The 12,449-nt window shown below is 65.1% G+C and carries 15 protein-coding genes; 9 read left to right on the forward strand and 6 right to left on the reverse strand.

What is annotated here, in order from left to right; genetic code table 11:
* Positions 1–81 precede the first annotated feature (81 nt).
* Together ypfJ and WFP39_RS02255 are read left to right on the forward strand one after the other, a co-directional pair.
* On the forward strand, positions 82–960 hold the full coding sequence (gene ypfJ / locus WFP39_RS02250; RefSeq protein ID WP_336917500.1) for a KPN_02809 family neutral zinc metallopeptidase: 879 nt from the start codon (positions 82–84) through the stop codon (positions 958–960).
* 31 nt (positions 961–991) lie between these two features.
* Entirely contained in the window at positions 992–1,561 is a 570-nt protein-coding gene (locus WFP39_RS02255) for a hypothetical protein (protein ID WP_336917501.1), read from the forward strand.
* Here WFP39_RS02255 and WFP39_RS02260 read toward each other — a convergent pair.
* Positions 1,558–2,937 (reverse strand): M56 family metallopeptidase, encoded by a 1,380-nt coding sequence (locus WFP39_RS02260; protein ID WP_336917502.1) that lies wholly within the window; start codon positions 2,935–2,937, stop codon positions 1,558–1,560. The two genes, WFP39_RS02255 and WFP39_RS02260, sit on opposite strands and share 4 nt — an antisense overlap.
* The gene (locus WFP39_RS02265; protein ID WP_336917503.1) at positions 2,934–3,338 is read right to left on the reverse strand and encodes a BlaI/MecI/CopY family transcriptional regulator; all 405 of its coding nucleotides are present in this window, start codon (positions 3,336–3,338) and stop codon (positions 2,934–2,936) included. Before WFP39_RS02265 ends, WFP39_RS02260 begins: the two co-directional genes overlap by 4 nt.
* 136 nt (positions 3,339–3,474) lie before the next feature.
* On the opposite strand from WFP39_RS02265, the gene WFP39_RS02270 reads away from it, so the two are divergent.
* The 3 genes from WFP39_RS02270 (at position 3,475) to WFP39_RS02280 (ending at position 5,767) form a co-directional block, all read left to right on the forward strand.
* Complete coding sequence (locus WFP39_RS02270; protein ID WP_336917504.1) at positions 3,475–4,650, forward strand: alpha-hydroxy acid oxidase; 1,176 nt, start codon at positions 3,475–3,477, stop codon at positions 4,648–4,650.
* Positions 4,651–4,677: 27 nt separating this feature from the next.
* Positions 4,678–5,289, forward strand: coding sequence for a peptidylprolyl isomerase (locus WFP39_RS02275; protein ID WP_336917505.1), 612 nt, complete (start codon positions 4,678–4,680; stop codon positions 5,287–5,289).
* A gap of 112 nt (positions 5,290–5,401) precedes the next feature.
* Positions 5,402–5,767: a CZB domain-containing protein gene (locus WFP39_RS02280; RefSeq protein ID WP_336917506.1), complete on the forward strand. Its 366-nt coding sequence runs from the start codon at positions 5,402–5,404 to the stop codon at positions 5,765–5,767.
* 60 nt (positions 5,768–5,827) lie between these two features.
* On the opposite strand, the gene sdhA is transcribed toward WFP39_RS02280, so the two are convergent.
* The 3 genes from sdhA to sdhC are packed head-to-tail and all read right to left on the reverse strand — an operon-like array spanning position 5,828 to position 8,460.
* Complete coding sequence (gene sdhA / locus WFP39_RS02285; protein WP_336917507.1) at positions 5,828–7,663, reverse strand: succinate dehydrogenase flavoprotein subunit; 1,836 nt, start codon at positions 7,661–7,663, stop codon at positions 5,828–5,830.
* Positions 7,663–8,064, reverse strand: a complete 402-nt coding sequence (sdhD, locus tag WFP39_RS02290; RefSeq protein WP_336917508.1) for a succinate dehydrogenase, hydrophobic membrane anchor protein — start codon at positions 8,062–8,064, stop codon at positions 7,663–7,665. Before sdhD ends, sdhA begins: the two co-directional genes overlap by 1 nt.
* Positions 8,065–8,079: 15 nt before the next feature.
* The gene (gene sdhC, locus WFP39_RS02295) at positions 8,080–8,460 is read right to left on the reverse strand and encodes a succinate dehydrogenase, cytochrome b556 subunit (RefSeq protein WP_336917509.1); all 381 of its coding nucleotides are present in this window, start codon (positions 8,458–8,460) and stop codon (positions 8,080–8,082) included.
* A gap of 136 nt (positions 8,461–8,596) precedes the next feature.
* Between sdhC and bla the strand changes: the two genes are divergently transcribed.
* The 4 genes from bla to WFP39_RS02315 are packed head-to-tail and all read left to right on the forward strand — an operon-like array spanning position 8,597 to position 12,061.
* Positions 8,597–9,529, forward strand: a complete 933-nt coding sequence (bla, locus tag WFP39_RS02300; protein ID WP_336917510.1) for a subclass B3 metallo-beta-lactamase — start codon at positions 8,597–8,599, stop codon at positions 9,527–9,529.
* Positions 9,526–10,431 carry a 50S ribosomal protein L11 methyltransferase gene (locus WFP39_RS02305; RefSeq protein WP_336917511.1) on the forward strand — a complete coding sequence of 302 codons (906 nt, stop codon included), beginning with the start codon at positions 9,526–9,528 and terminating at the stop codon, positions 10,429–10,431. The genes bla and WFP39_RS02305 overlap by 4 nt, the downstream gene beginning before the upstream one ends.
* 35 nt (positions 10,432–10,466) lie before the next feature.
* Positions 10,467–11,138, forward strand: a complete 672-nt coding sequence (locus tag WFP39_RS02310; RefSeq protein ID WP_336917531.1) for a DUF2459 domain-containing protein — start codon at positions 10,467–10,469, stop codon at positions 11,136–11,138.
* Positions 11,111–12,061 (forward strand): glucuronyl esterase domain-containing protein, encoded by a 951-nt coding sequence (locus WFP39_RS02315; protein ID WP_336917512.1) that lies wholly within the window; start codon positions 11,111–11,113, stop codon positions 12,059–12,061. Before WFP39_RS02310 ends, WFP39_RS02315 begins: the two co-directional genes overlap by 28 nt.
* Positions 12,062–12,084: 23 nt before the next feature.
* Here the strand turns inward: WFP39_RS02315 and WFP39_RS02320 are convergent.
* Positions 12,085–12,449, reverse strand: a 365-nt coding sequence (locus WFP39_RS02320; RefSeq protein WP_336917513.1) for an integrase core domain-containing protein, incomplete at its 5' end; no start/stop codon positions are given.

Genomic DNA, 12,449 nt, shown 5'->3' on the forward strand with positions numbered 1-12,449 from the left:
TAGGTTTCCCACGATCGGGGCGCCAAGGTCCAGCCCCATTTCGCAAATGCAGCATCGGCCGCCAATCCGTGGGGATATTTCATGCGTCTCAACCAATTCGATCCACGATCCATCAAAGTGCGGCGCGGAAGTGGTGGAGGCGGCGGGACTGCGCTGGGCGGCGCGGGCAGCCTCGGCTGCGGCGGCATCGTGATCGTGTTGATCGGCTCGCTCGTGTTCGGCGTCGATCCGGGGCAGATGGTGGGCCTTGTGGAAGGCGTGCAGCAGACCACCGGCCAGCAGCAGCAAGCCCCCGCCAGCAATGAAAGCGCGATGGAGATCTGCGACGACAACCAATACGCAATGGAAGGCTGCAACGCGCTCGCCAGCCTGAACCAGACGTGGGAGCCGATCTTCGCCGCTTCCAATGTGGCATTCGAACAGCCGACGCTGAATTATTATTCCGGCCGCGTCACATCGGGCTGCGGCGCGGCATCCAGCGCGATGGGTCCGTTCTATTGCCCGGCGGACATGGGCATCTATATCGACACCAGCTTCTTTGACGTGATGCACCGCCAGATGGGGGCAGGCGGCGATTTTGCGCGCTATTACGTCATGGCGCATGAATATGGCCACCATATCCAGACGCTGACTGGGGTTTCGCAACAGGTCCGCCAGATGCAGCAGCGTGATGCCCGCCTCGCCAACCAGTTGCAGGTGCGCATGGAGCTTCAGGCGGACTGTTATGCCGGGGTCTGGGCAGGGCGGAACCGGAACCTTATCGAGCCTGGGGATTTTGAAGAAGGCATGACAGCCGCCGCCGCGATTGGCGACGATACGCTGATGCGCAATGCAGGTCAGGCGGTGCAGCCCGAAAGCTTCACCCACGGTTCAAGTGCGCAGCGTATGGAATGGCTGAGACGAGGAATACAGACCGGCGATGAAAACCAGTGCGACACATTTGCGGACCTCCGGCGTTAAGGTCGCTCTTGCGGCCTGCGTGATCGGCGCAATGATCGCAGCCAGCCCTGCCACAGCACAGCGTCGCCCCGTGACCGACCCCGATGCGAGCGTGCGCGATGTGGCATTGACGCCGCTGTCTGACCTCAATCTCAGCCGCGATCCCATTCCCGAATTGCTGATTGCTGCACGCGCCGCACCCTATGCGCGCGACGGCATTTCCCGCTGCGACGACATTCTGCGGGCGGTGGGCGACCTCGATGCCATTCTGGGCGAGGATCTGGATACCAACCCGCCCGAAGAACGCGGCGTTTCGGTAACCAATCTGGCGCAACGCGTCATCGGCAGCTTCATCCCGTTTCGTGGCATCATCCGCGAAATATCCGGGGCCAACGCGCACGAATTCGAATTCCGCGAGGCAATCGCTGCTGGCCTGATGCGCCGCGCCTATCTGAAGGGCGTGGGTCAAGAAATGGGCTGCGCCTACCCCGCCAGCCCGGCGACGCCTGAACTCATCGCCCGTTTGCGCGCCACTACGGCCGATGCAGAGACACTGCCGCCCCAACCGGTAGTATCGGCAGAAGGGTTCTATTCCAGCCCGGTGGTGCAGGACATCAATTAGATCGTGCGGGGCGTTTCCGCACGGGTAGTGGGCTCCGCTGTTATGCTGTCATGCGCCACGGCTGCTCCCAAGGAGGCCGTTTCGGCACCAGATAAGGGTTCCGCGGCGACGGCTGGGACAGCGGCATCATGTGGAACCGATACGATCAGGATGCTGGCGCGCACCATCACCAGTTCACCCGCAAGGCTGTAGGCGGCTTCCTCATGCCAGCCGACCAGATGCACTTGCGCGCTCTCGCCACTGGAATGGGCGAGGATCGCGAAATCGTCACCCTGTGAAGGGGAAACAGGAGGCGCCTCGCGCGGGACCGCTGGCCCATTCGGCTCGCGCGAAGCGGCGTCCGGCCGCCCGGAGCGAGGCGGAACGGGGGATTGCGAGGGGCCAGCCTCTGCAACCGCCAGAAGTGCAGGCGCGTCCACGACCTCACGAACGGCCAGTTCCATGGAAGCCGAAGGCGGCGGCGGCGCATAGCGCAGCGAAGCGGTGAGCGGCAGGGCGAGCATGGCGGCCGCGCCGATGGCCGCCAGGCCAAGCCGGTGCCGCCGTGACGAGACCTCGCCCCGCGCCAGGCTGCGCAGGCGGTGAATGATCGATTTTTCGCCCAGCACCGGGCAGGCAATCGCCGCTACCATCGCCAGCCGCTGGCCCAGCCTCCCGCCTGCCGCACATTCGGCAATCAACTGGCCGTAGCTTGCCCGATCCGCCCGGCCGCGCCCGGCCAGCACCCGCGCATCACAGGCCGCCTCCTGATCGCTGCGCATCGCATACCAGCCTGCCCAGGCGAGCGGGTTGAACCAGTGAAAGGCCAGCAGCAATTGCGCGCAGGCATTGGCCCACAAATCATGCCCGCGGTGATGCGCCAATTCGTGTTCAATCGCCATGTCGCGTGCGGCAAGGTCGGCCTGCACCATGAAACCAGGCGGCAGCGCCACCACCTTGTCACGCAGACCGAACGCCACGGGCGAGGATACGGCGGGCGTTTCCACCAGCCGCACATCGCCCGCCTCGCCCATTGGCCGTGCGTCGCGCAGGACGGTGCGCCGCATCGCACGGTAATCGCGCAGGCGCAGCGCGAGAAACAGCAGCGCGCCGCCCAGCCACAGCGCCAGCACCGCGCCCAACAGCCATGCGCTGCCCTGCGACGCCGGTTCCCCCAGCAGGCCAAACGCTTGCGTCCCGGCGCGCGCCACCTCCGGCGAAGGAGCCATTGCCGCGGGCAGTATGACCGGGGGCAAGAACAGGCGTAGCAGCGGCAAGGCCCACAGCGCATAGGCAACCTGCGGCCCGAAATGCCGCGCCACCGGGCGGCGCAGCAGCAGCACTGCCGCGATCAGCGCCCCTGTCCACACGAAGCTGTCCACCAGCCAGCCGATCACTTGCGCAGTTCCTTCAACAGCCGCTCGATCTCGGCAATATCCTCGTCACTTAACTGTTCGTTCGCCGCCAGATTGGCAAACAGCGGCGCCGCACGCCCCCCAAACAGCCGATCGACCAGACGACGGCTTTCGGTGCCCACATAATGGCTGCGCGCGATCAGCGGTGTGTAGAGAAAGCGGCGACCTTCGGGCGTGGTGGCCAGCGCACCCTTGGCCACGAGGCGCGCCAGCAGCGTCTTGACCGTGGGCATGGACCAGCCGCGCGCCTTGCCAATCCGCGCGCAGACATCGGCGGCGCTCTGCGGCGCTTCTTCCCACAGCACTTCCATCACCGCGAGTTCCGCCTCGCTGATACGTTCAGCCGGCGCTTCGGCTGCCGCGCTGCCTTGCTCCGCGCTCATCGCTGGTGTTCCCGCACTCTCTGACCTCATGCTGAGGACTACGCATGTAAACTGAACTGCCTGTGAATAGGCAGGCTGGACAGGCAGGTGGGCGACCATCTGGTCAGCAGGCGCAGCGCACTTTAGACACACGCGCATGGTCAAGCCGTTCCCCTATGCCGTGCGCCGCCTTGGCGATTGCCAGAACATTGCCGATTTTCGCGAACTGGCGCGCCGCCGCCTGCCCTTCCCCGTGTTCCATTACATTGACGGCGCGGCGGATGACGAGATCACCAAGGATCGCAACACCGCCGCCTTTGCCGATGTGGATCTGGTGCCCGATGTGCTGGCCGGGGTGGCAGATGTGGACACCTCCACCACGATCATGGGCCGCGCATCCGCTTTGCCGTTGATGCTGTCGCCTACCGCCTTGCAGCGCCTGTTCCACTGGCAAGGGGAACGCGCGGTGGCCGCGGTGGCGGAGAAATTCGGCATCTGGTTCGGCATATCCAGCCTTGCCACTGTCAGCATTGCCGAAATCGGCGCGCGCTATTCCGGGCCGAAGATGCTGCAATATTACTACCACAAGGATCGCGGGCTGAACGCAGCGCTGCTGGAACAGGCAAAGGCGGCGAAGTTCGACGCGGTCACGCTGACGGTGGACACGATCGTTTCGGGCAATCGCGAAAGGTGCAAGCGCACCGGATTTACCAGCCCGCCGCGCATCACGCCCGCCAGTTTCCTGTCCTATGCCACGCGCCCGCGCTGGGCGCTGGATTACCTGTTTCGCGAGAAGTTCGACCTGCCCAATCTGTCGGGCCATGTCGCGGCGGGGAGCAATGTGGCGCTGAGTGTGCAGGACTATTTCAACACCATGCTCGACCCGTCGATGGACTGGAAGGCGGCGGAAAAGCTGCGCGATGATTGGGGCGGCACCTTTTGCCTGAAAGGCGTGATGTCGGTGGGCGATGCGCGCCGCGCGGCGGATATGGGGGTGGATGCGATCATGGTATCGAACCACGGCGGACGGCAACTGGATGGCGGGCGCGCCCCGTTCGACCAGCTGGACGAGATCGTGCAGGCGGTGGGCGACCGGGTGGAAGTGATCCTCGACGGCGGCGTGCGGCGCGGCAGCCATGTGCTCAAAGCCATGGCGCTGGGCGCCAAGGGCGTGAGCGGCGGGCGGCTTTACCTCTATGCGCTCGCGGCGGCAGGCCAGCCGGGGGTGGATCGCGCGGTGGGGCTGCTCGATGCCGAGATCCGGCGCGGGATGCAGTTGATGGGCGTCACGCGGCTCGACCAATTGACGCGCGCTCATCTGCGCTGGCGATAGAGGCGGTTTATTGGCAGCCTGCGCACCATGATTCGACTGCTTATCGCCTCGCTCGCCCTCACCCTTTCCGGCCCCGCCATGGCGCAGGATGCACCGCAGACGGTGCCCGTGGTGCTCGAAACCACGATGGGCAACATCACGGTGGCACTGGAAGTGGAACGCGCGCCGATCACGGCGGGCAATTTTCTGCGCTATGTCGATGAAGGCCGGCTGGACGGCACGGTGTTCTATCGCGCCATGCATCTCGACTGGGAGCCGCGCCCCAACGGCCTCATCCAGGGCGGCACGCAGTTCGATCCTGCACGCATCCTGCCGCCCATCGCGCACGAGCCAACCAGCAGCACCGGCCTCACCCACGCCCGCGGTGCGCTATCGATGGCGCGGCACGATCCGGGCAGCGCAACGGGCGATTTCTCGATCATGCTGCAAGCCCAGCCCGCAATGGATGCCGACCCGAATAACCCTGACCCCGCCTTTCACGATGGTTATGCCGTCTTCGGTTTTGTCATCGAAGGGATGGAGGTTGTCGAGGCCATCCACGCCGCTCCGCGCGACCCGGACAAGGGCGAAGGCTGGATGAAAGGCGAAATGCTGGCCGAAGCAATCGTGATCAGGCGGGCCCGGCGGGCACAGCCTTAACTGCCGGTTGACTTCACCTATGGAGCCTTGCGCAAGGCAGCTATGCAAACGCGCAAGGAAAAGAGAGATAAAGAGCAGCGGTCCCCAATCCCGATGCAAGGATGCCACCGCGATGTCCTCTATTCCCGAACAGATCAACGCCGCAATCGGCGCGCACGGCGCGTGGAAATTGCGCCTCAAGACCGCAATCGCCAGCGGCACGGGCGACCTTGATTGGCGCATTGTCAGCAAGGACTGCGAATGCGCCTTTGGCAAATGGCTGCACGGGCACGAGATCGACGCCGCCACGCGTGCCAGTGTGCCCTACCAGGTGGTAAAACGCCTGCATCAGGAATTCCACATAGCGGCGGGGCGGGTGGTGCAGGCGGTCCAGAACGGGCATAGGCAAGCCGCACAGGACCTGATGGATGGCGAGTTTATCCCGCGGTCCGAAAAACTGGTGCGAGCACTGACGAAGTGGAAAGGTGAACTCGCCTGAAGGCAGCGAGCAATCAGGAAAGGGGCCGGCGGCACCGCAGCCGACCCGCACTCCTGACTATCAGTACACCCGCTTCTTCGGCTTGATGTATTCGATATCGTCGGTCAGCGTATATTCGTGGACCGGACGGTAATCGATGCGGCCCATGCCGCCATTGCCGCCCCAGCCTTCGAACCAGGCAACGGTGTGTTTCATCCAGTTGACGTCGTCGCGCTCAGGAAAATCCTCGTGCGCGTGGGCGCCGCGGCTTTCCTTGCGGTTTTCCGCGCTGTTCATCGTCACCACGGCCTGCGCCATCAGATTGTCGAGTTCGAGCGTTTCGATCAGGTCGCTATTCCAGATCAGGCTGCGGTCGGTCACGTGCACATCCTGCAGGCGCTTGTTCGTCTCGGCGAGCAAGGCGACGCCTTCGGCCATCAGCGCGCTGTCGCGGAACACGGCGGCGTGCTTCTGCATCGTCTTCTGCATGTCGGCGCGCACCTGCGCGGTGGGCGATCCACCCTTGGCATGGCGGAAATGGTCAAGCCGGGTCAGCGCCATGTCCGCGCTGTCCTTGGGAAGTTCGTCATGCGCGGTGCCGGGCTTGATCGTTTCCTTCAGGCGGAAGCCCGTTGCGCGGCCAAACACGACAAGGTCGATCAGCGAGTTGGAACCAAGCCGGTTCGCCCCGTGCACCGAGACGCAAGCTGCCTCGCCCACGGCGAACAGGCCGGGCACGACATGATCGGGATTGCCATCAGGCCCGATGGTCACAACTTCACCGTGATAGTTACAGGGGATGCCGCCCATGTTGTAATGCACCGTAGGCGTCACCGGCAGCGGCTGGCGGGTAAGGTCCACGCCCGCGAAAATCTTGCCGCTTTCGGTAATGCCCGGCAGGCGCTGCGCCAGCGTTTCGGCGGGGATATGGTCGAGATGGAGATAGATATGATCCTTCTCCGGCCCCACGCCGCGCCCTTCGCGGATTTCCAGCGCCATGCTGCGGCTCACCACGTCGCGGCTGGCCAGATCCTTTGCCGAGGGCGCATAACGTTCCATGAACCGCTCGCCTTCGGAATTGGTGAGATAGCCGCCTTCGCCCCGCGCGCCTTCGGTAATCAACACGCCTGCGCCGTAAATGCCGGTGGGGTGGAACTGGACGAACTCCATGTCCTGCAAGGGAAGCCCGGCGCGCAGAACCATCCCGCCGCCATCGCCCGTGCAGGTGTGCGCGCTGGTCGCGGTGTAATAGCAGCGGCCATAGCCACCCGTTGCCAGCACCACGGCATGTGCGCGGAAGCGGTGGATCGTGCCATCGTCGAGGCACATCGCGATCACGCCGACGCAGCGCTTGTTCGCCCCCTCGCCTTTCATGATGAGGTCGATGGCGAAGTATTCGATGAAGAAGTCCGCTGCGTATTTCAGGCTCTGCTGATACAGCGCGTGAAGCATGGCGTGGCCGGTGCGGTCGGCCGCGGCGGCGGTGCGCTGCACGGGCGGGCCTTCGCCCATATTCTGCATGTGGCCACCAAAAGGCCGCTGGTAGATAGTGCCATCCGGGTTGCGGCTGAACGGAACGCCGGCGTGCTCCAGCTCGTACACCGCGGCGGGAGCTTCGCGCGCGAGGTATTCGATCGCGTCCTGATCGCCCAGCCAGTCTGCACCCTTCACCGTGTCATACATATGCCACGACCAGTGATCGGGCGAATTGTTGCCCAGCGATGCGGCGATCCCGCCCTGCGCGGCGACGGTGTGGCTGCGCGTGGGGAACACCTTGGAGATGTTGGCGGTTTTCAGGCCCGCTTCGGCCGCGCCCATCGTGGCGCGCAGACCCGAACCGCCTGCGCCCACCACCACCACGTCATAGGTGTGGTCGATAATCTTGTATGCAGGCTGTGTGGATGCGGTGGCGGCCATCAGGCTGCTCCTCCAGGCGAAGTGGTGGCAAGGGCAAGGCGGACAATGGCGAACAGGCCAAAGCCCGCGCCAGCGAAAGTGAAGATGTTGAGCAGAACCAGCGCGGCAAACTTGTTGCCTGCCGTATGCACATAGTCCTCGATCAGCACCTGAAGGCCCAGCCGCGCGTGCCAGAACACGCTGACGAGGAACAGCGCCAGGATCGTCGCGGGCACCGGGCTGGCAAAGTAATCGCGCACCGTGGCAAAGCTGGCATCGGGCAGGAACAGGAAGCTGGCGATAAGGAACACGCCGCCCAGAAAGTTTCCGGCGGCAGTAAAGCGTTGCAGCAGCCAGTGATGCGTGCCGTGGCCTGCCGCGCCCAATGCGCGAACCCGGCCGATGGAGGTTCCGTTACCCATTGTCCCTGCCCCCTGTCAGAACGCGAAGATCGCGGCCCAGAAAGCCGCTGTCAGCACCAGCGCACCGATCATCGAGATGATCGACCAGCGCTTGTTGGTATCCAGTTCGTACCCTGCGCCCATGTCGAGAACGAAATGGCGCAGGCCCGAACACAAGTGGTTGAAAAAGGCCCAGGTCAGGCCAATCAGCACCACCATGCCATACGGGCTCATCGCGTGGGACAGAAAGCTGTCATAGGCTGCAGGGCCGGATGCCATCGCGGCAATCCACCACACCAGCACCGGCAGGCCGACCAGCGCCAGCCCATCGCCCGAAATGCGGTGGAGAATGGAGACCAGCATATGCGGCCCCCATTTCCAGATGCCCAGATGCGGGGATAAGGGTCTGTTTGCCATGATCGCAGTCCTGCGCTTGAGTCCTTCGTTGCGCTCCACTTAGCGATTGTAAGCGCTTAGGCAAGCGGACCATTGGCTGTAATCCCGGCCTAATGGGGCATGACTTTGCGCCTGCGCGCTGGCATGAGGCTTGGCGATGACTACGCCCTTCACCAAATTCACCGCAATTCCTGCCCTTGCGATGTCGCTATCTGCCTGCAACGGCGCCGAGGCCGTGCCCTCGCCCGGCATCACACTCCCCGCCGCCAGCGATGCACGCGCCGAAGGGGCGGCTCTCGCCGCTGCCTGCGAAGGGCGCGAGGAATGGGATGACGCCGCCCCGCCCGCACGCATTCACGGCACCACCTATTATGTCGGCACATGCGGGATCGCCGCGCTGCTGATCGCGGGCGAGGACGGCCACATCCTGATCGACGCCGCGGTGGAAGAGGCGGTGCCCGGAATCCTTGCCAATATCCGCGCATTGGGTTTCGATCCGCGCGATATCCGCCACATCCTCTACACGCACGAACATTACGACCATATGGGCGGGCTTGCCGCCATGGCGCAAGCAACCGGCGCGAATGTGTGGAGCGCAGCCGTTGCAAAGGACGTGCTGGAGGCAGGCACGGTGGATGCAGGCGAACCGCAATTCGGCCTGATCGACGGTGCGCCGCCAGTGCGCGTCACCCACACCTTCGCGCCGGGGCAAGTTATTGCGGCGGGCAATGTCGCGGTTACCGCCGTGCCCACTCCCGGCCACACGGCGGGCGGAACAAGCTGGACTTGGCAATCGTGCGAAGGCGGCGAATGCGCCACTATCGCCTATGTCGACAGCCTGAGCGCGGTCAGCCGCGAGGGATACCGCTTCTCCGACAATCCCGAACGCGTTGCGCCATTTCGCACTACCTTTGCCACTGTCGCGCAGATGCCCTGCGACATCATGGTCACACCGCACCCCTCGTTCAGCAATCTGTTTGCCCGAATGTCAGGTGCGGCGCCGCTCCTCAATCCTTCAGCCTGCCGTGATCTGGCCACCATGATGGAGGCCCGTCTCGATGCGCGGTTGGCGCAGGAGGCCGCGCAGTGAGCTGGAAGCTCGCCGTCACCGCCCCGCGCTTGGCCGTGGAAGCGGCGCTGGCCCGGCAGGAAATGGATGCCGATTGGGATCCCGATCTGGTCGTGACGGGGTTTGAAGTCGACCCGAAGGAGCCGGAAATCTGGCAACTCGACGCCTATTGCCCCGGCAAGCCCAGCCAGCGGCAACGCAACGCGGTAAAGGCGCTGTTCGATGACCCCGCTCCGCAAATCCGCGCCGAGGAGCTGCCCGATGCCGACTGGGTCAGCGAGAGCCAGAAGGGCATGGACCCGATCCGCGCAGGCCGCTTCTTCGTTCACACGCCCGATCACCCGGCCCATGCGGAAAAGGGTGTGCGCAGCTTCTGCATTCCCGCCGCGCAGGCCTTCGGCACTGGGCAGCACGCGACCACCGCAGGTTGCCTGGTGATGCTCGACGCGATGAAACGCCGCGGAGTGGTGGTGCGCAATCTGGCAGATATTGGCACCGGCACGGGCCTGCTTGCCTTTGCCGCGATGCATTTGTGGCCCCGCGCCCGCGCTACGGCGAGCGATATCGACCCGGTCTGTTTGCCCGCCGTTTGCGACAATGCGGAACTCAACGGCGTGCCGCTCGGCACCGGGCGGGGTGAACTGGCCATGGTGATTGCCGAGGGGATGGATGACGGCCTGATTCAGCAGCGCGCGCCTTATGACCTGCTGATCGCCAATATCCTGGCCGGGCCGCTGATCGATCTTTCCCCCTCCTTCGCCGCCGCAATGGCGCCGCGCAGCCATATCGTGCTGTCGGGCCTGCTCACCACGCAGGAAGCCGCCGTGCGCCGCGCCTACCGCAAGGTCGGCTTTCGCCTGCAGGCGCGGCTGACCAATGGCGACTGGTCGATCCTGTGGCTGCGGCAGCGCTACCTTTTCTGAAACGGTCGCTGCGGGCGGCCGGCGCAGCCTTGGCCGTGCTGGCCGGGGCAGCGTTGGTCTTCCTGCTGAGCGCCTGGATCGGCAGCAGCCTGCCGCGCCCGACTCCTGCCTCTATTTCGGCCCCGATCTCGGCCCCCGAACCATCAGCGGGCGACAGCGTCACCATCATGGTGGAGACCAACGGGGTGCACACAGGGATCATCATGCCGATTGTCTCGGCAGAGATGGATTGGCGCGCGGTATTTCCCAGCGCTGGGCGTGCGGTAAATGGCCGTTACCCCACGCATATTGCGGTCGGCTGGGGCGAGCGGGAGGTTTTCCTCAATACCCCCACATGGGCCGATCTGAAGCTGTCCACCGCGCTGCGCATTGCCCTGCAAGGGGGCGAGCCTGTCATGCGGGTGAGCCATTATGTGCGCCCCGCGCCGGGCAAGAACTTCCGTCCGCTGACCATTGCCCGCGCCGATTATGCGCGCATGGCCGAAGCGATTGCCGCCAGCCTTGCCCCTGCGGGTGGCCCACACGCGCCACTGCGCGGCGTGGACCCGCACGATGCCTATTACCCGGCGCGCGGAACCTATACGCTGGCGCAGACCTGCAACAGCTGGGTGGGCGATATGCTGGCGCATGGCGGCGTGCCGATGGGCCGCTGGACGCCTTTTGCCGGGGGAGTAATGAAATGGATCGATGCGCCTTCCGCCTTGTAATGGCGGCGGCACTGGCGCTGCTGGCCGCGCCTGCCACCGCGCAGGTGAGCGCAGAGGATGTGCACGCGGCCGAGCGTGCCGCCTTCCATTTCGGCAGCCTGCGCCCCGGTGCCGATGGCAACAATCCCGCTGCGCCCAATGCCGCCAACACGCAGGAAGGCCGCGTCGGCAGCTACACCCTGCCCCCTCTGTTCGAAGTCGCGGCGCAACAAACCGCGCAAGGCTGGCCAGCGCGCCGGGCGGAAATTGCGCGGCTGGTGGAGGACAACTGGGTTGGCCGCATCCCCGCCGTGGTGGAAAGTTTCCGCGTGGAATGGCGCAAGACCGCCCTTCCCGCCCGCCCCGGCCTTGCGCTGGCCGAGGACTGGGAAGGTCGCGTAATCGCGCCCGATGGCCGCAGCGGCCCTGCCATCAGCGCGACCGTGACCGTGCCGCAACGCGCACAGCCCGTGCCCGCGATAATCAATTACACCTATGTCTGGCCGGGTGGCCGCACGCCCGATTTCGGCGGCCCGCCCCCGCCCGATGCCGAAGCGCAGGCGCATGCACGCGGCTGGGCCTATGTCGCCTATCGCCCGCAGACGCTTCAGGCGGACACCGCCGCGACCATGCAGGAAGGGATCATCGGCCTTGCCCGCTGGCCACGCGCGCAGCACGATTGGGGCGCGCTGCGCGCCTGGGCCTGGGGCGCAAGCCGATTGCGCGAAGAATTGGCGCGCGATCCGCGTATCAACGGCCAGATGATCGCACTCACCGGCCATTCGCGCTTCGGCAAGAGCGTGCTGGTCGCCGCAGCCTTCGACCACGCCTTTAGCGATGCCCATGTCAGCAGCAGCGGCGCGGGAGGGGCCAAGCTGATGCGCCGCGATTTTGGCGAGCGGTGGGAGAACATGGCCTCAAGCGGCGCGTTCCACTGGTTCTGACCTGCCCCCCGCTGGTCCCGCGGTCATAACGAGAGTCCACCGGTTTGATATTCGTGCTGCGCCACCGGCACAAGCGCGCCGGGTGGGACGCTTCCATCTTGCAGGCCCGCCCGGCGCGCTTGTGCCGGTGTTCGGTTCCCGAGGGATGAGTGCGGCCTGACGTTGTTGTAGTCGTAGCGCCAGACCGCCAGCTTGCGCCGGGCGTCTGCCAGGCTGTCGAACAGCTCCTCGTTCAGCAACTCGTCGCGCAGCGATCCATTGAACGATTCAATGAACGCGTTCTGCTGCGGCTTGCCGGGATCGATGTAGTGCCACTCGACCCGGTTCTCGCTGGCCCACTTCAGGATCGCCCGGCTCGTGAACTCGGTCCCGTTGTCGCTGACGATGC

The sequence above is a fragment of the Alteraurantiacibacter lauratis genome (genome assembly GCF_037154155.1).
Taxonomy (GTDB): domain Bacteria; phylum Pseudomonadota; class Alphaproteobacteria; order Sphingomonadales; family Sphingomonadaceae; genus Alteraurantiacibacter; species Alteraurantiacibacter lauratis.

Coding starts and splice junctions, on each gene's coding strand:
- ypfJ (WP_336917500.1), top strand. CDS start 82: ATGCGTCTCAACCAATTCGATCCACGATCCATCAAAGTGCGGCGCGGA.
- WFP39_RS02255 (WP_336917501.1), top strand. CDS start 992: ATGATCGCAGCCAGCCCTGCCACAGCACAGCGTCGCCCCGTGACCGAC.
- WFP39_RS02265 (WP_336917503.1), bottom strand. CDS start 3,338: ATGAGCGCGGAGCAAGGCAGCGCGGCAGCCGAAGCGCCGGCTGAACGT.
- WFP39_RS02270 (WP_336917504.1), top strand. CDS start 3,475: ATGGTCAAGCCGTTCCCCTATGCCGTGCGCCGCCTTGGCGATTGCCAG.
- WFP39_RS02275 (WP_336917505.1), top strand. CDS start 4,678: ATGATTCGACTGCTTATCGCCTCGCTCGCCCTCACCCTTTCCGGCCCC.
- WFP39_RS02280 (WP_336917506.1), top strand. CDS start 5,402: ATGTCCTCTATTCCCGAACAGATCAACGCCGCAATCGGCGCGCACGGC.
- sdhA (WP_336917507.1), bottom strand. CDS start 7,663: ATGGCCGCCACCGCATCCACACAGCCTGCATACAAGATTATCGACCAC.
- sdhD (WP_336917508.1), bottom strand. CDS start 8,064: ATGGGTAACGGAACCTCCATCGGCCGGGTTCGCGCATTGGGCGCGGCA.
- sdhC (WP_336917509.1), bottom strand. CDS start 8,460: ATGGCAAACAGACCCTTATCCCCGCATCTGGGCATCTGGAAATGGGGG.
- bla (WP_336917510.1), top strand. CDS start 8,597: ATGACTACGCCCTTCACCAAATTCACCGCAATTCCTGCCCTTGCGATG.
- WFP39_RS02315 (WP_336917512.1), top strand. CDS start 11,111: ATGGATCGATGCGCCTTCCGCCTTGTAATGGCGGCGGCACTGGCGCTG.